Raw genomic sequence first — 17,953 nt, 5'->3', positions numbered from 1 at the left:
TAGAAAAATTCCTCCTTAATACTTCACTAATTCTTTTGTATCCTCCAACCTAACAGAAACCAATCTGGAAACCCCGGATTCCTGCATAGTGACCCCATATAGTACATCCGCTTTTTCCATCGTTCCTTTTCGATGAGTGATAACGATAAATTGCGTTTCCTCGCTATACATCTTTACATATTTAGCAAACCGCATCACATTTGCCTCGTCAAGGGCTGCCTCAACTTCGTCCAATACACAGAACGGAACAGGCCTTACTCGTAAGATTGCAAATAACAGAGCAATAGCCGTCAATGCTCGCTCTCCACCGGAAAGCAGACCCAGATGTTGCAGTTTTTTGCCCGGTGGCTGAGCAATTATATCTACACCTGTTTCGAGGATGTTTTTTGGATCGGTTAATTTTAATTCCGCATTTCCTCCACCAAACAATTCCTTAAACACAATTGCAAATTCATCTTTAATTTGAGTAAAAGTAGACTCAAAACGTTTCTGCATCTCTTCATCCATTTCAGCAATTACAGTAAACATGGTTTCTTTCGCATGAACAAGATCATCCCTTTGTTCAGATAAGAAGGTGTAACGTTCCAAAATTCGTTCATACTCTTCTATGGCACCGATATTCACGCTACCTAAGTCCTCAATCGACTTCTTAATTTGTTGAACGCTTGCTTTTGTTTTTGCAAGGTCATCCGTTTTTTCGTAAGTCTCTTTTGCTCTTTCATATGTTAGCATGTACTCCGATTGCAAACGTGTTAAATGGTTCTCCAGCTCTACATCTAATCGATTTGCTTTAACTTCCTTATCCTGGACTTGTTTAATAATTGCCTGATGAGATTTATTTTGCTCTTTTAATTCTCTTTCCGAGTCCTGAACAAATTGCGTTAAATTGCTACGATTTCGTCGCTTCTCTTGTATATCATTCGTGACTTCTTCTTTTTCAGCAAGATATTTTTCAATATAATTGGTAATTTGGGTTTCAGTAACTTCATTTTCCTTCAGTTCTATTAATTCCTGTAACTTATCTCTATGACTTACAAACTGTCGGTTCTCTTCTTCAATATCCTCTGCTAATGCTTTCGTTTTATCACGCTGGTTCTTCACTCTTTCCTCGAGTTCTGCCAACAAGATCTGACTTTTATGGAAATCATGTTGAACTTGTTCTTTGTTCTCTCTTAGTTTGTTCTCTTGTTCACCTAATTCATCAATTTTTTCTTGTATGGTTGTAATTTCATTTTCGATTTTGTTTAACTCTTCCGATAAAAACTTACGGCGAACTGACAATTCATTTTCTTCTACTTCAAATTGTTTCTTATCTTGATCATATAAAGCTAAATTATCATTTACTGCAGTCAAATTCATATCTACTTGACTATATTTTGTTTTCGAATCTTGAAGTGCTTGTTGACTCGCACCAGTCTTTTCTTGTGCTTGTTCTAATTTTTGTTCGTTACGGTCAATTGATTCCTTTGCAGCTTGTACCTTTTTCTCAAACAACGCTGTTCTTTGTTGAAAATCAATTAGCTTTTGCGTAATCTCCTGTAGATCCTTGTCACGCGTGAATAATGATTGGTTTGTTTTTTTAGCTGCTCCACCTGACATGGAACCACCTGGATTCACTACATCTCCATCAAGTGTAACAACCCGAAACTTGCGCATGACCAATTTCGCTATATCGCTTGCGTCTTTTAATGATTTCGCTATGATTACATGACCCATTAAATGCTCAACAGCTTTTTGATGGGTAGAATCGCATTTCACTAAATGCGACGCAACACCAATGAACCCTTCATGACTTTTCACTTGTTTCAATAAACTTTCAGAAATGTATCGAGGTTGAATGGAGTTAAGTGGTAAAAATGTAGCTCTGCCTTTATTGGAATCTTTTAACCACTTAATTGCCGCACGTGCTTCATGATCGGCTTCAACAACAATATGCTGGGCCTGTCCACCTAGCACTGTCTCTATAGCATTAACATATTTCTTTGGCACATCGATAAGCTCAATTACAGCACCATGGATGTTTGTTAATTTATTCTCTTCCCTTGCCTTTAGGACGGCTTTAACACCATGGAAGAAACCTTGGAAATCCTCTTTCATTTCTTCCAGCATTTCTTTCTTGGACTTCATTTTCTCTATGTATTGAAGTCCTTGATTAAGCTTCATTTGTAATTCCTGGTACTCACTTTTTTCTTTGCTAAGTGTATCTTTCAATCTTTTAACTTCATCTTCATTAGACAAATAGGTTTTTTGTAAATTATGAAGTGTTTCAGTAATTTTCGATTTCTCTTTTTCTAATTTTTCTCTTGTCTGCACGATGTCACTGTTCTTATCTTCTTGCGTTTCTTTCTTAACAGTAATTTGTTTGATTTGCTGATCGATTGATTGTTGTTCATTTCGATTTGCAGCTCGACTATTCAGAAACTCAATATATTCTGATTTGAGTTCTTCAATTTGATCTGCAATCGACTCTTTATCTACGGTCAGTTGTTTTTCAAGATCAACTACTTTTTCTTTAACCGTATTTCGTTCTTTTGATAATGAAGAAAGCTTTTCTTTTTCTTCTTTAAGTTCTTCATCTAAATGATGGATTCGTTCTTCCGTTGCTTGTTTATCTGTTTCTAGCTTTGTTTTATTCTCCTCAAAATGCTTCATCCGTTCGTTCAACACATGCTTTTTACCTTCGAACTGCTCTAGTTTTTGAGTGATTTCTAACAACGCTTCTTGTACCTGCTCTATTTCATCGTCTAAAGCATTAATTTTGCTACGTTCTTCTTCAAGAATAGCCTCTTTTTTCTGAATATCTGTTTTTATTGTCAAATCATTCATTTTTTCTTTCTCTAATTCTTCAAGTAGTTGCTGCCACTCACTATGTAATTGCTCTATTTCCGTAATCATTAAAGAGATTTCTTGTTGCTTTAATTGTTCCATTGCGTGATTGTATTTCTTTGCTGTCTCTGCTTGTTCCTTCAAAGGACCTAGCTGTTGTTCTATTTCATGGATGATATCTTCTACACGGTTTAAATTTTCTTGTGTTTCGGCTAACTTATACTCCGCTTTCTTTTTTCGTTGCTTATATTTCAAAACTCCAGCAGCTTCTTCAAAAATTGTTCGTCGTTCTTCTGCTTTAGAGCTTAAAATTTCCTCAACTTTACCTTGACTAATAATGGAGAACGCTTCCCGGCCAAGTCCAGAGTCCATAAATAAATCAACAATATCTTTTAACCTGCATGTCTGCTTATTAATATAGAATTCACTATCACCTGAACGGTATACACGTCTCGTAATACTAACTTCTTCATAATCAAGCGGCACTGCCTGATCACTGTTATCAAGTACGAGTGTAACTTCAGCTACATTCAATGCTCTTCTTGTATCACTACCTTGGAAAATAATGTCTTCCATTTTAGATCCACGCAATGATTTAGCTGATTGTTCACCAAGTACCCAGCGTATCGCATCGGTTATATTACTCTTTCCACTACCATTAGGACCTACTACTGCAGTGACGCCAGGAACGAAGTCCACTTGTATACGTTCTGCAAAAGATTTAAATCCAATACTTTCTAATCGTTTTAAGTACATAAACACATTCTCCTAATTGAACCGAGATAATCATAACCGACACTTGGTGCCATTAACAAACATTATTTTCTCTATATCTCTAAAATAAATTTGGCTTTTTACCGCATTTATTTTATCATAATAATAATGTTTTATCATTTATGTTTTTGTACAAATGTATACGAATAGCGCATTTATTACTACAAAAGAACAAAATCTATAATTTTCCACACCTTTTTATACTTTTATGGTTAGAAATTAGGAACTTATTGTAGCAATCCTTAACCTGTTAACTCTTATATACGTTATATTTATTAGCAAATGATATTTTGTAATTTCTTTATTAACATCATCATCATTCCCCCGTTCTTCTTGTATACACATAACTATATTATACATTTTTTAATAAGAGTTAGGCAGAAATAACTAATATCGGCTGGGATAATGAAAATAATTCTCCCCTCTTTTCCATAACTAACCTCGGATAAGTTCATGTAACTAACTAAAGATATTAAAAAAAGTAGAGGAGTTATCATTATGAAGAAAAACCAAAAAGAACGTACTACGGATATTATTATACTTTCCACAATAGGTACTGTTATTTCAGCCGCAAGTACTTTTATATTAAGATCATCAGTAAAAAATGTGGAAAAAAAGAAATAGTATCAACGCCCTTTATTATCTGTTGTGATCCCTGATCAGGGATCATCTTATTTTAAATTCTCTTAAAAGCAAAAAGAGGTTTTCAAAAAGTTAAGTAACTTGATGAAAACCTCTCTAAATCTTAATGAATATAATGGTTACGATATAATAGCACAATTAACAACAATATCAATGTGGCTTTTGTTCACATTTATGCAACAGTTTTCAGTGAAGCTTTCATGTATAAATTCAACAGATAATCAAGCTCTTGACTACATTTTATAGCCTCTTTGCTTGTCATTCCTTGAATCATTCCTATCTTAATCATTACCTGTCTTTTTTTGTTTATATACTGCAATAACTTTTCTTCTAACTTCAAAATAAGAATCCCCCTGTTTTCTTTCTTTTTTGACACAATAGAAACATTATGAAAGATTTTAGTTTTAATTGAAATAGCTTAGACAAGAATAGTCATGTTTTGATAAAACTAGACATACGTTGATCTTCTCTTTAACAACGATGCCTCACATATTTTCTATGACTTGATCCATAGCTGTCTTTAATGATTTAAGACTTGCTTCACTTTCTTCTTTTATTTTTTCACAAACACCATAATAGCATTTGATTTTAGGCTCTGTTCCAGAGGGACGAAGACATACCCAACTGTTTTTTTCTAGGATGAATTTGATTGCGTTTTCCCTTGGTAAATCCATTGTTTCATGCTTATTTTCTTTACCAAAAATCGTGCGTTGTCCAGTAGCATAATCTTCCATTTCTTTCACCTTTAAGCCCGCTATATCAGTCAATGGATTTTTACGAACACCCTCCATTATCATCGTAATTTTATCAGATCCTTCCTTACCTTTAAGTGTGAACGAGGACATCCCTTCCAAGAAATAACCATGTTTCGCATAAAGGCTTTCTAATGCTGCAAGTAGGGTCTTATCTTGTTTTTTCCAAAAGTGTGCCATTTCACATGCTATCATGGCGGCCTGTACAGCATCTTTATCCCTTGCAAAGCTACTGATCAAATAACCGTAGCTTTCCTCAAAACCAAAAATGAATTTTTCTCCCGTCTTATCAAACTGACGGATCTTTTCACCAATATATTTAAATCCAGTTAATGTGTCGATTGTTTTCACCCCATAATGGGTTGCGATTGCCCTTCCTAATTCCGTCGTCACAACGGTTTTAAGCATTCTTGCATTAGGTAGAATGACTGGGTCACTATGGGACAGGATATAGTCAAGTAAAAGTGCACCTAGTTGATTTCCTGTTAATACCTTAAACGATTGATTAGATTCCCTGACAGCAACACCTAATCTGTCGGCGTCTGGATCTGTCCCTATTAAGATATCAGCATCTACTTTATTTCCTTTTTCAATTGCCAATGTAAATGCTTGATGTTCTTCTGGGTTCGGTGATTCAACAGTTGAAAACTCCGGATCTGGCATAGCTTGTTCATCAACAACATGAACATGCGGAAAGGATAGCTGCGCGAGTCCCTTTAAGACTAAATCATAGGATGTACCATGAAGTGGAGTGAAAACGATGTTTAATGCTTTATCCTTTTCAAGTTCAGATTGTTCAAGTTTGGATATTTGTTTCAATTGCACTAAGTATGCATTGTCTACTTCACTACCAATCCAAACCAACAGGTCTTCCATTTCAAGCTCAGCTTGCTTCAAGAAAGGCACGGTCAATTCGTTTTCAGTTTGTTGAATATAGGAAATGATTTCAGTAGCCTCATCGGGAACGATTTGCCCGCCATGTTCATTATAAACTTTAAAGCCATTGTATTCTGGTGGATTATGACTGGCTGTAATCATGACTCCAGCAACTGCTCCTAAATATCGAACAGCAAATGACAAAACTGGTGTTGGATGAATTGTGTCAAATACATATGTTTTAATACCATATGACCCTAGAACCTTAGCTGTTTCAAGTGCGAACTCCTGTGACATGTAACGTGAATCGTATGCAACCACCACACCACGATCATTTACCTTGACACAATTTACTTTTAAATAATTCGCAAGACCATTAACAGCCTTTCTAATGGTATATATATTCATCCGGTTAATACCAGGCCCAAGAACGCCGCGCATTCCGCCTGTTCCAAATGTTAATTCTTTATAAAAAGCATCTTCTATTGCTGCTTGATTACCCTTAATATGGTTTAATTCCTTTTTCAAGGAAGAGTCTAAGTTTTGGAATGAATTCCACTTCTCATAAACTGTTTTCCACGCGTTCATTTAATAATCCCCCTAGTTAGGCAGAAGAAACGAATCCTTATCAATCAGTTCGCTTCTTCGACGCCTAAAGATCAGACTTTTAGCTCAGATCTGATTTTTCTTTTACCTAAGTTTTGGCGACAACGTGTCTACTAGTTACTATAAAAAGTATTTAATCGCTTTTCCCCTCTACATTTCTGTTTTCCTTTAATTTTCTGGTTCCCTTCTTGCATTTGTCCTCATTACTAGTTTGGTTCTCATCATTGGTATTTTTGTTACGGGCTTTGTTTTTTTCCCTAATAGCCTGTAATCTTCTGCTCTCCAATAGTTTTCTTCCGGTGATACTCTTACGTTCGTTCTCATGACTTGATTGTTCAAAATTTCCATGGGTATTCATGTTTTCGTCATCTTGGACATTCTTATTCTCTAATTCTTCCCAAACGGATAAAATATCGTTTACTACCCTATCCCACGTATAATTTTTTTCTGCCAAGGTCCGGCCATACTCCCCCATTTCTTTACCAATTTTCGGATTTGAAAGGAGATAGGATAAGTGTTTAACAAACTCTCCCGTATCTTCTGGGTTCTCTACCAAAATTCCATTTTTATATGGCTCTATAACCTCTTTGTTTCCCCCACGATCTGTCGTAATCATGGGTAACGCCGCAGCCATTGCTTCATAATGAACTCGGGCAAGTGGCTCTTGCCATTGAGACGTACAGACGAAAATATCAGAAGCAGCAAACCAGTCTTGAATTTTATCAGGTGAGACAAAACCTGTTTGTACAACTTGAATAGGAAGTCGATCTGCCAGAGCGCGAACATAAGCAATATAATCAGTTAAAGAATTATCACTAAACCATTTACTTCCCATAATCACCAAAGCTACATTATCATGCTTTTTTGTTAATTCAGGGATTGCACGAATTAGAACATCAATTCCTTTATTAGGTGAAAGCCTACCAGCGTATAATATGACTTTTTTACCGGTAAGATTATGCTCTTTCCTTAAACTTTTTCTCATTTTTCTTACATTTACTGAGTAAGAAGAAGCAAAACGATCTAGATCTACACCTGAATATATCGTTTGTAGCTTAGGTGACGCTTCAGGGAACAAATCCTCAATGGTTTTGGCTATATAATTACTAATCGTAATTATTTTATCAACTTTTTTTACCGCTGAAGCTCCCTCTTCTGGATCAATTTTTTCAGGTTTAAACATATCATTATGCATACTTAAAACAATTTTAGATTCTGGAGCTAACTCACGTACCGCATTTACTAATCGTGGTCGGTTAAAAATATGAATTAAATCATACTTTTCGGAAGACGCTTTTAAAAAATCTACAACGTTTTCACGATAGTTTTCCAAAACCCCACCTTCTACTCGGATATAACGAACATTATTTTTCGTTTCTTCATTTGGTAATGACTTATCACTTCTCCCTAAGACTGTAATTTGATGCCTTTTCTGTAATGTTGGAAGCGCTCCGTCAATATACGTTTGTATGGCTCCTCCGCGGATGGGGGGAAGTGGTAATTTTTCCGTGCAGATGATTAAAACATTCATTTAGATAATACCTCCTTTCCTATTTTTGGCTAACTCCTCTAAAACTGGCCACTTTTGTTTTTCGAGATCAATTATTAATTGTAACTCTTGCTCTAACTCCGAATTCATTAAAGTTGTAGGAGAGTAGATAATATGTTTTACATTTTTATAAAACAAGTTCGGTAGTGATAAATCTATTAGTAACATCTCATAGTCTTCATCTGTAATTGGATTTGCCTGATCATACGCTTCAATCATTTCCCTTATCCAGTTTATATCCCACACTTCTAGAAAATGCATGCGATCAATAATCAGTTTTCTTAAATCACGAATTGCGATGTCATAGGATACACCATCTAAGTCAATAACCCACATTCCATCTTCAGCCATTTGTGCATTGGACCATCCATAGTCTTGATGTACAAGACTTGCTTCTTGTGTTCCTTTAGAAACTATCTCATTATACGAAGAGCTTTCCAGCCGTTTCCGGGCCTGACGTACTTGTTCCTGATACATGTCAAGAACGGAAAGAATGGTTGAGCTTGCAGGCATTTCATTATATGCGTTCGCAATATCCCCAAACCAGCCAAGCTTCTTTTCCATACGCTCATAGGTTCTCGGCCATCGATGAATACGGGAGACATTTTCTGCCCCTTCTGGACGTACATATCCTTTTGATAGTTTATGAAATTCTCCTAAGGCATAACAAAGTTTTTTTGTCCCTTCTAAATCCTGCGGAAGCCCATGTAAAGTTTCAATCCACTTTGCTACAAACCAAACTTTTCCACCCATTTCAACATCATTTTGTCCCTTTTTTGTTTTGATAATAGTTGGAACCCTAGCGTTTTTTTCATTCACTAAATATTCTTGAGCCCCTAGACTAAATCTACTGCGTGTTGGCCTGCGGTGTAATAACTTTAAACTAAAAGGACCTTTATTGGTATCAATTTTCCATATGGCCCCACCTTGTACGTCTTTTATTGCCATAACGGTCATTTGGTGAACGTCAAAATCATAAAACTTTAAAACTTGTTGTGCCATATCCTCGATATAGGTTGGAACATAGAGAGAGTCTAGTGCATTCTCTTGAGACCATGGTTTTATTTGTTCAGTCATTTTTTCACCTCCGTATAAACATTCTATTCATCTATAGCTATAATGTATGGTTATATTACTTACTAAATAATAAATAGATAGAGAAGCCTACCAAAATGTGACTGTGGTGCGCCTTTATTTGTATTTTCATGTTATATGCCGTTACTGATTTTATAGAAAACAATATATTATTTGTACGGCTCGTTTAAAAGAGGGGAAATCTCATGAAAATTTTATTTATAGGGATGGGTTACGTTGGAACTACTATGGGAGTTGTCTTAGCAAATGCAGGCCACGAAGTTACTGGTTTAGACATTGATAAGGAAAAAATAGCATCTTTAAAAAAGGGAGAATTATATTTTCACGAGCCGAATTTACAGGAGATGCTAATGAATCAACTTCAAAACCAAAGGATACGTTTTACTTCGGATCCAAAAGAGGCTATTGCAACTAATGACATTCTCTTCATTACTGTAGGCACACCATCCCTAACAAACGGAAATACCGATTTATCTTATGTAAAAAAAGTCGCACAAATGATTGGTCAGTTTAGGACCTCTGAACAAACTGTTGTTGTAAAAAGTACTGTCCCTATCGGCACCACGGAAAAAATCGAGCAGTGGATTACGCAAGAAAGCCATGAATGTTTACCAGTAAATGTAGCTATGAATCCAGAGTTTTTAAGAGAAGGCAGTGCCTTACATGACGCTCTTTATCCAGATCGAATTGTAATAGGCAGTAACAATACCGAGGCGCTTGAAACAGTAGAAAAAGTCTATCAAAGCTGGACCTGTCCTATTTTACAAACTACACCAAGAGCAGCAGAAATGATTAAATATGCCTCAAACGCTTTCCTAGCCACTAAAATTTCTTTTATAAATGAATTGGCGAAGCTTTGCGATACGCTCGGGGTTAATGTTCATGATGTTTCGGAGGGAATGGGGTTAGATAACCGAATCGGATCTGCCTTCCTTCAGGCTGGTTTAGGGTATGGAGGATCATGCTTCCCTAAGGATGTAAAAGAACTTTTGTGAACGGCTGGATCTTATCAAATCCCACTTCAAATTTTGAAACAAGTCGAAATGATTAATCAAACACAACCTCAATACTTCCTAGAAAAAGTAAGAAACAGTTTTCATTCCCTAGAAGGAAAAAAAGTTACTGTATTCGGGTTGTCTTTTAAACCCCATACAGACGATACGCGTGAATCCGTATCTTTTCCAATCATGAAGCAATTGCTAGATGAAAAAGCAAATGTGGTTGTACATGATCCGATTGTTCATCTCTCAAAATATTGGTTAGACAAAGGGGTTACGCAATGCAGCGATCCTTATGAAGCTGCCCTGGAATCTGACATAATCCTTATTTGTACCAACTGGCCCCACTATGAGGAACTAGATTGGGCGAAGGTACGGAATATAGTCCACCATGCTTTTGTTTTTGATGGCAGAAATATGCTGGAGGCTGGAAAAATGAATGAATTAAATTTTAATTATGAAGGCATAGGCTATCCCTAATGTCTTGTTAAGAAAGGAGGGAGAAAATGAAAGGATTAATCCTGACTGCTGGAAAAGGAACTAGATTAAGGCCATTATCTTATACCAAACCTAAACCTTTGTTGCCCGTTGCAAATAAAGCCGTTATTAGTTATGGAATCGACCGTTTATACAGCTTGGGAATACGGGACATTGGATTAGTTATTCAACAAGACCAAAAGGAACTAGTTGAAAAGTATATACAGTTGGAAGCTAGAAGAGACATTCGGTTTCATTATATATATCAACACGAACAAAAAGGAATAGCCCACGCTGTAAAGCAAGCAGAGGATTTTATCGATAACAACTCTTTTGTTTTACTACTAGGCGATAACTTGATAGAGGATCCCTTAAACTCGTTAATGGACCATTTCAATAAAAAAGACATCCACGGAACTGTGATGGTAAACGAAGTCAGCCGACCAGAAGATTATGGCATTGCTGAAATAAAAAATAATAAAATCATAAACATTGAGGAGAAACCAGTAAATCCTAAATCGAATTTAGCTGTCATTGGCGCCTATATATTTAAACCTACTATTTTTAGAGCCATTCATGCTATCTCTCCTTCCGCCCGAGGAGAGTATGAAATTACAGATGCAATCCAATGGATGATTGATCATGGATACACGATCAATTACGTGAAAGCAAATAAACCTACCTTTGATGTGGGAACAATGGAACGATGGTTAGAAGCTAATCAATGGATGCTTAAGCAAAATAGTGATCAATGGGATGATGAATTTAATAATGGAAATGTTCAAGACTCTGTTATCATTCCGCCTGTGAAAATAGGTGATAATTGTAAAATTAAAGACTCTGTAATAGGACCCTATGTATCAATTGAATCAGATACAACTGTACAAAAATGTATCATCAAAAACAGCATTGTATTAAAAGGCTCGTGCTTAACAAATATACCTTATGTAATAACCGATAGCGTTTTTGGAGAAAAAACGAAGCTTATCGGCAAGGATCAAAAAGATGATACAATTCATGGGATTTTCGGTGATGAATCTTCCATAACCTTTTCCAAATCCGCTACTAACAAGAAAGGAAAGCAAGAGTAACTTTTGAGGTGAGTCTATGATTTTAATAACTGGAGCTGCAGGTTTTATAGGAGCTCATGTGTCAAAGCGTTTACTAAATAATGGTCATTCTGTTATTGGAATCGATAACATGAATGATTATTATGATGTTGAATTAAAGAAAAACCGTTTAAATTGGTTAAAGAACGAAAAATTTATTTTCGAACAAATAGAACGGATAGATCGGGAGCATGTGAAGAAGCTATTTGAAAAATATCAACCTTCTGTAGTTATTGATCTTGCTGCCCAGGCTGGAGTTCGCTATAGTTTGGAAAATCCATATGCTTATATAAATTCTAATATAGTAGGTTTTATTACTATACTTGAAGCATGTCGTAAATTTAAGGTAAATCATCTGATTTACGCATCGTCAAGTTCTGTTTATGGAGCAAACACAAAAATGCCTTTTTCCGTACATGATAATGTCGATCATCCAGTAAGCTTATATGCAGCCACAAAAAAGGCTAATGAACTTATGGCCCATACGTACAGCCATCTTTATGGATTACCAACAACAGGGATCCGTTTTTTTACAGTATATGGACCATGGGGGCGCCCTGATATGGCACTATTTCGTTTCACAAAATCTATTTTAGAAGGAAAACCTATTCAAGTTTATAATAATGGTAATATGCAGCGAGACTTCACCTATATTGACGATATTGTCGAGGGAATAGTTCGGCTTATCGATAAAAAGCCAGTTCCAAATCTTAATTGGAATGGAAGTTATCCTGACCCCGGTACTAGTTATGCACCTTATAAAATTTACAATATTGGCAACAACAAACCTGTTAAACTAATGGACTTCATTTCTGCGATTGAAAACAAACTTGGTATAAAAGCAAAAAAGGAATTTATGCCCATGCAGGACGGCGACGTACTTGCCACATACGCGGATATAGAAGATTTAATCAAAGATGTGGGATATAAACCGAAAACTTCGATTGAAGAGGGCGTAAGTAATTTTATCGATTGGTACAAAGATTATTATGATATAGGATAGAACGGATTGAGGATGGGGCTGTTTTCACAGCTCCTTTTAACTCTCCCGCCCATTAGATTAATAACAATTATTACTAATTCCAATCACTTTTCACAATATGTTATTCCGTTTAAAGGCCCGTTGGTTACAGCAGAACAACTTAATTTCTTATCTCAAAAACGTTCGTTTTTTATACAGCATCCATTAATACATTCCTAAAATATAGTTTGTTGATCTATCAACAATTGAAAAGTTTCAAAAAACATCTCAGAAACAAAGTTTCATTATTTACTCATTTATACCTTTTTGATAATATAAATGTAATAACTATAAAAGGTTTACAAAAGGTTTTACGGATATACATACAGATTCTTTTCTTATTTTTAAAAAATAAAACAATTGTGAGGTGTAAATATGAATCTTGAACAGCCATCGGAAGAAAACCTAAAAAATATGCTAGATGAGTTAGCGGATCGCTTAAAGGTTGCTAATCGTAGCCTTTTGGATCCTGAGGATTATGATTTGGAAAAATACGATGACATTAAATTCATGTATGATATGGTAGTACAAAAAGGTCATTTAAGCGCGTCTGAAACACAGGCATTTATTGATGAATTAAGGTCTGTAAGAAAAGCGTAAAACCATGTTAATTAAAGGCTGTATTTCACATCGTGAAGTACAGCCTTTTAGCATTTATCCGTTAAACGTATCTAAAGCATGTTTTGCGGCGCGTTGTTCTGCTTCTTTTTTCGTACGCCCCACTCCTGTACCCGCTTTTTGATTTTTAACATATACTTCTGTAACAAATTCTTTGCTGTGTGAAGGTCCTTTTTCATCAACTATTTTGTATTCAATAGATTGATTTTTATACTGCTGTACTAATTCTTGCAGCTGGCTTTTATAATCCATCGCATGCGAAAAAGCACCGGTACTAATTTTCGGAAAAATAAATTCGTTTAAAAAACTAATAGCTTGATCATAACCTTGATCAAGGTAAAGTGCACCAAGGAACGATTCGAAAACATCGGCTAATAATGCTGGTCGATCGCGTCCACCCGTTCGTTCTTCACCACGCCCAAGCAAAATATGTTCACCAAATCCAAGATCGCGAGAAAAGTTTTCTAAAGATGGTTCACATACAATCGCTGCACGTAATTTAGTCATCTCTCCTTCAGGCATCTCTTCGTTATTTCGATATAAATATTGAGATACACCAAGTTCTAATACTGCATCACCCAAAAATTCCAATCGTTCATTATCCGAAAATACTTTTTCCTGATGCTCATTCACATACGATGAATGTGTAAAAGCCTGCTCTAATAAGCCATGGTCGTTAAATGTAATATGAAGTTTCTCTTCAAGTTGTTTAACATTCATTTTTGTGTCACCTGCTTCTATATTGAATATACGGAAAGCCTCGCATGAAGCGAGACTTTCTTTTTAAAATCTATTAGGACTTAATACTGTTTATGTAGTTAACAGCATCACCAACTGTATTAATTTTTTCAGCTTCTTCATCAGCAATTTCCATGTCGAATTCATCTTCAAGTTCCATTACTAACTCAACTACGTCAAGTGAATCTGCGTCTAGATCTTCTTTAAAAGAAGCCTCCATTGTTACCTTGGAATCTTCAACTTCTAAACGTTCAACAATAAGTTCTTTTACACGATCAAATACGTCTGCCACGATACTTCACCTCCCTTCAATGCAAGCCCGCTTCACTTTTCTTTCTGTCTAGTTCCGCGGGCTAGAGACTCGAGACATAGTCAATAGACACTCCGAGCACTAAGTCCATGTGCTCTACGGTCTCTTGACTATGCTTGTCGTCTCTATGCAAGCCCGCTACACTTTTCTTTCTGTCCAGCTGCGGCTCCTAGCGACTAGCAGATAGTTGGTCCTGTTGAACGTACGGATAGTTCACCGTACTTTTCACAGGCCCATCTATCTGTACGTCGCTAAACAGTCGCCTCCGCTTTTCTAACTACATCACCATTCCGCCATCTATGTGTAGCGTTTGGCCAGTCATGTAGCTGGAATCATCGGATGCTAGGAAACGTACTACCTTTGCTACATCCTCTGCCTGTCCTAACTTTCCTAATGGAATCATGGTTAGCATACCTTCACGTTGTTCGTCCGTCAACTCATCGGTCATATCCGTAGCTATGAATCCAGGTGCTACCGCATTAACAAAAATATTACGGGATGCAAGTTCTTTCGCAGTCGATTTCGTTAAACCAATTACACCTGCTTTTGCTGCGACATAATTAGCTTGTCCTGGATTTCCACTTACACCAACAATGGAGGAAACATTAACAATTTTTCCGCTCTTTTGTTTCATCATTTGGCGTGTAACGGCTTTTGTGCATGTAAATACGCCTTTAAGATTCGTGTTAATAACTTGATCAAATTCTTCCTCTTTCATACGCATCAACAAATTATCTCTTGTGATTCCAGCATTGTTTACTAGGATATCAAGACTACCAAATTGACTGATAACCTCTTTAATCATGTCTTTTACATTCGATTCGTTAGCGACGTCAGCTTGTATTTTAAAGGCTTTCACACCCATTTGTTCAATTTCTTCAACTACTGCCTGAGCTTTCGCTTCACTTCCCGCGTAGTTTATCGCCACATTCGCACCTTGTCTAGCTAGTTCTAGTGCAATTGCTTTACCGATACCCCTGGAAGCGCCTGTAACTAGTGCACTTTTTCCTTTTAACATTACGCATCCTCCTTATACCATGAAATAAACTTTTCCATGGATTCTGGATCTTGAATAGCAAATGTAAGCATTTTTCGATCAATCTTCTTAACTAATCCACTTAAGACTTTCCCGTTTCCTACTTCAACAAATGCATCAACACCTTTATCAATCATGTTACGAATTGATTCTTCAAAACGAACTGGTGAATAAAGTTGCTTAATTAACAGCTCTTTAATTTCATCATGCTCTGTAACTGGTGATGCTGTAACATTTGCATATACAGGGATGTTTGCATCTGTTATAGAAGTTGCCTCCAGCTTTTCAGCGAAATTTTCATTAGCTGCTTTCATTAATCTGGAGTGAAAAGGTCCGCTAACATTCAATGGTAAAACACGTTTTGCTCCACTTTCTTTCAAAGCAACAGACGCTTGATCAATACCTTCTTTTGTGCCTGAAATAACGATTTGTCCAGGGCAATTTATATTTGCTAAATCAACAATTTCTTCTGTTTCCAACGACTTCAAGGACTCTTCCACTTTTTCTTCAGATAATCCTAAAACTGCAGCCATTGCACCTTTTCCGGCAGGGAAAGCTTCTTCCATTAGTTTACCGCGTGTCGCAACTAATTGAACTGCATCTTCAAGAGAGATCGCTCCCGCAGCTACCAATGCACTGTATTCTCCAAGGCTGTGACCAACCGCCATTACTGGTTGTACCTCGGATTTCAATAAAAGTGTATGTACTGCAATACTTGATAGCAATAATGCTGGTTGTGCGTTTTGTGTCGCTGTTAATGTTTCCTTTGGTCCGTTAAACATAATATCTGATAACGATAAATTTAATACGTCATCAGCCTCTTGATACATTTCTTTTATTTCTGGATATGCATCGTAAAAAGATTTACCCATACCGATGTCCTGTGACCCTTGCCCAGGAAACATAAATGCTACTCGTTTCATTCTTTTTCCCCCTTGTCTATATCAATTTCTGATACGGTGTTCTTGATGGTATCTGTTACTTTAAATTCAACCATGTGGCATGCTTGTCTAATCGCACTATGGATTGCTCGTCGATTTGAAGAACCGTGTGCTTTTATAACCGGTGCGGCGAGCCCGAATAATCCAGCTCCTCCGTATTCACTGTAGTCTAATTTACCTTTTAATCCTTTTAAATCTTGCTTCATCATACCTGCAGCAATTTTTGTTTTAAAGGAAGACATAAATGTTTCTTTAAGCATATGGAACATGGTTTCTGCTGTTCCTTCAATTGTTTTCAATGCAACGTTTCCACTAAATCCATCAGTTACCACAACATCGGCCGCGCCACTTAACAGATCACGTGCTTCCACGTTTCCAATAAAATTAATGGGTGCATCTTTCAATAGCTCAAAAGCTTTCTTCGTCAATTCGTTTCCTTTTCCATCCTCTGTGCCAACATTCATCAATCCGACAGTTGGGTTATTAATTCCTCGTACTTTCTCTGTATAAATAGACCCCATGATTCCGTATTGCAGAAGATGGTGGGCTTTGGCTTCTACATTTGCACCGACATCCAGTAATAAAAATCCTTTGCCGTCAATTGTAGGTAATGTCGGGCTCAATGCCGGTCGATCAATACCAGTAATTCGACCAACCCCAAATAATCCGGCTGCCATTAATGCACCAGTATTTCCGGCTGAGATGCAAGCATCGGCACGCCCCTCTTTCACTTCTTTTGCCATTAACACTAGCGATGCATTTTTCTTTTTGCGAACTGCTCGTACAGGTTCATCATCACTCGTAATAACTTCGTCCGTATGTATAATACTAATCCTTGTTTGATTCGTCAAAATGGGATTTATTTTCTCTTGATTACCTATTAAAACAATTTCCAAATCCTTGATAGCTTCAATAGCATCCATTGCTCCCAGTACAATCTCTTTTGGGGCATGGTCGCCGCCCATAGCATCAATGGCTAATTTCATTTGTGCTTTCCCCTTTAAGTTGGTTTGACCGATACATATAAAATAACCCTTTAAATACTACTTCCTGATCAACATAACTTGAGACACGAACAACTGTATAGCCTTTATCATTTAATCCTTCGACAAATGCTTTAGCAACTACACGTTCCCCTTCTTTAACTTGCCTTGTGAAGGTTAGTTCCGTTTTCGCAGTTAAAGCAAGTTCATCATTAATAACAGCAACAGCAAGTGAATTTGCCTGAGCAAATAAATGATGACCCCTCGCTATTTTATTCCGAGAAAACACATGTTCAGCCCCTATATGAAGGATTGATATGGCACGGGTGTCAAGTTCAAGATCAATAACCTCACCAATTACCTCTTCTAGTGGCAAGGCTTTTACTGTCTCGTTCCATTGGTTAGTAGCAACAGACTTTATTCGTTCACGTAATTCTGGAATTGCGTGCTCCATTCGATCTAAACGGATGGTTTGGATACTAACATCAAACTTTTGTGCTAAATCTTCGTCTGTTATAAAAGGTGTTTCCTCAATCGTTTCTATTAAAGATCGTTGTCTCTCTAATTTATTCCGTTTCATCTATCACACCATCCACTATTTA

17 protein-coding genes are annotated in these 17,953 nt (G+C 36.7%); 6 read left to right on the top strand and 11 right to left on the bottom strand.

The annotated features are described in order from the left end of the window. Nucleotides 1–15: 15 nt before the first annotated feature. The gene (smc, locus tag LG329_RS00400; RefSeq protein WP_404452588.1) at nucleotides 16–3,582 is read right to left on the bottom strand and encodes a chromosome segregation protein SMC; all 3,567 of its coding nucleotides are present in this window, start codon (nucleotides 3,580–3,582) and stop codon (nucleotides 16–18) included. A 516-nt stretch (nucleotides 3,583–4,098) separates the two neighbouring features. Between smc and LG329_RS00395 the strand changes: the two genes are divergently transcribed. Continuing rightward, entirely contained in the window at nucleotides 4,099–4,224 is a 126-nt protein-coding gene (locus tag LG329_RS00395; RefSeq protein WP_404452587.1) for a hypothetical protein, read from the top strand. Between the two features lie 190 nt (nucleotides 4,225–4,414). On the opposite strand, the gene LG329_RS00390 is transcribed toward LG329_RS00395, so the two are convergent. The 4 genes from LG329_RS00390 to LG329_RS00375 form a co-directional block, all read right to left on the bottom strand. Next, nucleotides 4,415–4,582, bottom strand: coding sequence for an aspartyl-phosphate phosphatase Spo0E family protein (locus LG329_RS00390; protein WP_404452586.1), 168 nt, complete (start codon nucleotides 4,580–4,582; stop codon nucleotides 4,415–4,417). A gap of 145 nt (nucleotides 4,583–4,727) precedes the next feature. Further along, nucleotides 4,728–6,458, bottom strand: coding sequence for a phospho-sugar mutase (locus LG329_RS00385; RefSeq protein WP_404452585.1), 1,731 nt, complete (start codon nucleotides 6,456–6,458; stop codon nucleotides 4,728–4,730). A 151-nt stretch (nucleotides 6,459–6,609) separates the two neighbouring features. Then, nucleotides 6,610–8,007, bottom strand: coding sequence for a glycosyltransferase family 4 protein (locus LG329_RS00380; RefSeq protein WP_404452584.1), 1,398 nt, complete (start codon nucleotides 8,005–8,007; stop codon nucleotides 6,610–6,612). After that, nucleotides 8,008–9,102 (bottom strand): CotS family spore coat protein, encoded by a 1,095-nt coding sequence (locus LG329_RS00375; protein ID WP_404452583.1) that lies wholly within the window; start codon nucleotides 9,100–9,102, stop codon nucleotides 8,008–8,010. It lies immediately after the preceding gene. 203 nt (nucleotides 9,103–9,305) lie between these two features. On the opposite strand from LG329_RS00375, the gene LG329_RS00370 reads away from it, so the two are divergent. From LG329_RS00370 to LG329_RS00350, 5 genes are all read left to right on the top strand, one after another. Beyond that, on the top strand, nucleotides 9,306–10,115 hold the full coding sequence (locus tag LG329_RS00370) for a UDP-glucose dehydrogenase family protein (protein ID WP_404452582.1): 810 nt from the start codon (nucleotides 9,306–9,308) through the stop codon (nucleotides 10,113–10,115). Between the two features lie 48 nt (nucleotides 10,116–10,163). After that, nucleotides 10,164–10,598, top strand: a complete 435-nt coding sequence (locus LG329_RS00365; protein ID WP_404452581.1) for a UDP binding domain-containing protein — start codon at nucleotides 10,164–10,166, stop codon at nucleotides 10,596–10,598. 26 nt (nucleotides 10,599–10,624) lie between these two features. Next, on the top strand, nucleotides 10,625–11,686 hold the full coding sequence (locus tag LG329_RS00360; RefSeq protein WP_404452579.1) for a glucose-1-phosphate thymidylyltransferase: 1,062 nt from the start codon (nucleotides 10,625–10,627) through the stop codon (nucleotides 11,684–11,686). A gap of 16 nt (nucleotides 11,687–11,702) precedes the next feature. Next, the gene (locus LG329_RS00355; protein ID WP_404452578.1) at nucleotides 11,703–12,707 is read left to right on the top strand and encodes an NAD-dependent epimerase; all 1,005 of its coding nucleotides are present in this window, start codon (nucleotides 11,703–11,705) and stop codon (nucleotides 12,705–12,707) included. Between the two features lie 393 nt (nucleotides 12,708–13,100). Beyond that, on the top strand, nucleotides 13,101–13,325 hold the full coding sequence (locus tag LG329_RS00350; RefSeq protein ID WP_404452577.1) for a DUF1128 domain-containing protein: 225 nt from the start codon (nucleotides 13,101–13,103) through the stop codon (nucleotides 13,323–13,325). A 54-nt stretch (nucleotides 13,326–13,379) separates the two neighbouring features. Here the strand turns inward: LG329_RS00350 and rnc are convergent, their stop codons facing one another. From rnc to fapR, 6 genes are all read right to left on the bottom strand, one after another. Continuing rightward, nucleotides 13,380–14,063 (bottom strand): ribonuclease III, encoded by a 684-nt coding sequence (gene rnc, locus LG329_RS00345; RefSeq protein ID WP_404452576.1) that lies wholly within the window; start codon nucleotides 14,061–14,063, stop codon nucleotides 13,380–13,382. Nucleotides 14,064–14,136: 73 nt separating this feature from the next. Then, nucleotides 14,137–14,373 carry an acyl carrier protein gene (acpP, locus tag LG329_RS00340; RefSeq protein WP_404452575.1) on the bottom strand — a complete coding sequence of 79 codons (237 nt, stop codon included), beginning with the start codon at nucleotides 14,371–14,373 and terminating at the stop codon, nucleotides 14,137–14,139. A 295-nt stretch (nucleotides 14,374–14,668) separates the two neighbouring features. After that, nucleotides 14,669–15,409, bottom strand: a complete 741-nt coding sequence (gene fabG, locus LG329_RS00335) for a 3-oxoacyl-[acyl-carrier-protein] reductase (protein ID WP_404452574.1) — start codon at nucleotides 15,407–15,409, stop codon at nucleotides 14,669–14,671. Beyond that, the gene (fabD, locus tag LG329_RS00330) at nucleotides 15,409–16,350 is read right to left on the bottom strand and encodes an ACP S-malonyltransferase (RefSeq protein ID WP_404452573.1); all 942 of its coding nucleotides are present in this window, start codon (nucleotides 16,348–16,350) and stop codon (nucleotides 15,409–15,411) included. The genes fabG and fabD overlap by 1 nt, the downstream gene beginning before the upstream one ends. Then, a complete protein-coding gene (plsX, locus tag LG329_RS00325) occupies nucleotides 16,347–17,354 on the bottom strand; it encodes a phosphate acyltransferase PlsX (RefSeq protein ID WP_404452572.1) in 1,008 nt (335 codons plus the stop codon). Before plsX ends, fabD begins: the two co-directional genes overlap by 4 nt. Next, nucleotides 17,338–17,931: a transcription factor FapR gene (gene fapR / locus LG329_RS00320; protein ID WP_404452571.1), complete on the bottom strand. Its 594-nt coding sequence runs from the start codon at nucleotides 17,929–17,931 to the stop codon at nucleotides 17,338–17,340. Before fapR ends, plsX begins: the two co-directional genes overlap by 17 nt. Nucleotides 17,932–17,953: the final 22 nt, after the last annotated feature.

The organism is Virgibacillus necropolis (assembly GCF_044793635.1).
Taxonomy (GTDB): Bacteria; Bacillota; Bacilli; order Bacillales; family Amphibacillaceae; genus Virgibacillus_F; species Virgibacillus_F necropolis_A.
The sequence above is the reverse complement of the archived record's forward strand: the minus strand, read 5'-3'. Positions and strand labels throughout refer to the sequence as shown.

Excerpts from the sequence above, each read along its gene's own strand:
- smc (WP_404452588.1), bottom strand. The coding sequence starts at position 3,582 with ATGTACTTAAAACGATTAGAAAGTATTGGATTTAAATCTTTTGCAGAA.
- LG329_RS00395 (WP_404452587.1), top strand. The coding sequence starts at position 4,099 with ATGAAGAAAAACCAAAAAGAACGTACTACGGATATTATTATACTTTCC.
- LG329_RS00385 (WP_404452585.1), bottom strand. The coding sequence starts at position 6,458 with ATGAACGCGTGGAAAACAGTTTATGAGAAGTGGAATTCATTCCAAAAC.
- LG329_RS00380 (WP_404452584.1), bottom strand. The coding sequence starts at position 8,007 with ATGAATGTTTTAATCATCTGCACGGAAAAATTACCACTTCCCCCCATC.
- LG329_RS00375 (WP_404452583.1), bottom strand. The coding sequence starts at position 9,102 with ATGACTGAACAAATAAAACCATGGTCTCAAGAGAATGCACTAGACTCT.
- LG329_RS00370 (WP_404452582.1), top strand. The coding sequence starts at position 9,306 with ATGAAAATTTTATTTATAGGGATGGGTTACGTTGGAACTACTATGGGA.
- LG329_RS00365 (WP_404452581.1), top strand. The coding sequence starts at position 10,164 with ATGATTAATCAAACACAACCTCAATACTTCCTAGAAAAAGTAAGAAAC.
- LG329_RS00360 (WP_404452579.1), top strand. The coding sequence starts at position 10,625 with ATGAAAGGATTAATCCTGACTGCTGGAAAAGGAACTAGATTAAGGCCA.
- LG329_RS00355 (WP_404452578.1), top strand. The coding sequence starts at position 11,703 with ATGATTTTAATAACTGGAGCTGCAGGTTTTATAGGAGCTCATGTGTCA.
- LG329_RS00350 (WP_404452577.1), top strand. The coding sequence starts at position 13,101 with ATGAATCTTGAACAGCCATCGGAAGAAAACCTAAAAAATATGCTAGAT.
- rnc (WP_404452576.1), bottom strand. The coding sequence starts at position 14,063 with ATGAATGTTAAACAACTTGAAGAGAAACTTCATATTACATTTAACGAC.
- fabG (WP_404452574.1), bottom strand. The coding sequence starts at position 15,409 with ATGTTAAAAGGAAAAAGTGCACTAGTTACAGGCGCTTCCAGGGGTATC.
- fabD (WP_404452573.1), bottom strand. The coding sequence starts at position 16,350 with ATGAAACGAGTAGCATTTATGTTTCCTGGGCAAGGGTCACAGGACATC.
- plsX (WP_404452572.1), bottom strand. The coding sequence starts at position 17,354 with ATGAAATTAGCCATTGATGCTATGGGCGGCGACCATGCCCCAAAAGAG.
- fapR (WP_404452571.1), bottom strand. The coding sequence starts at position 17,931 with ATGAAACGGAATAAATTAGAGAGACAACGATCTTTAATAGAAACGATT.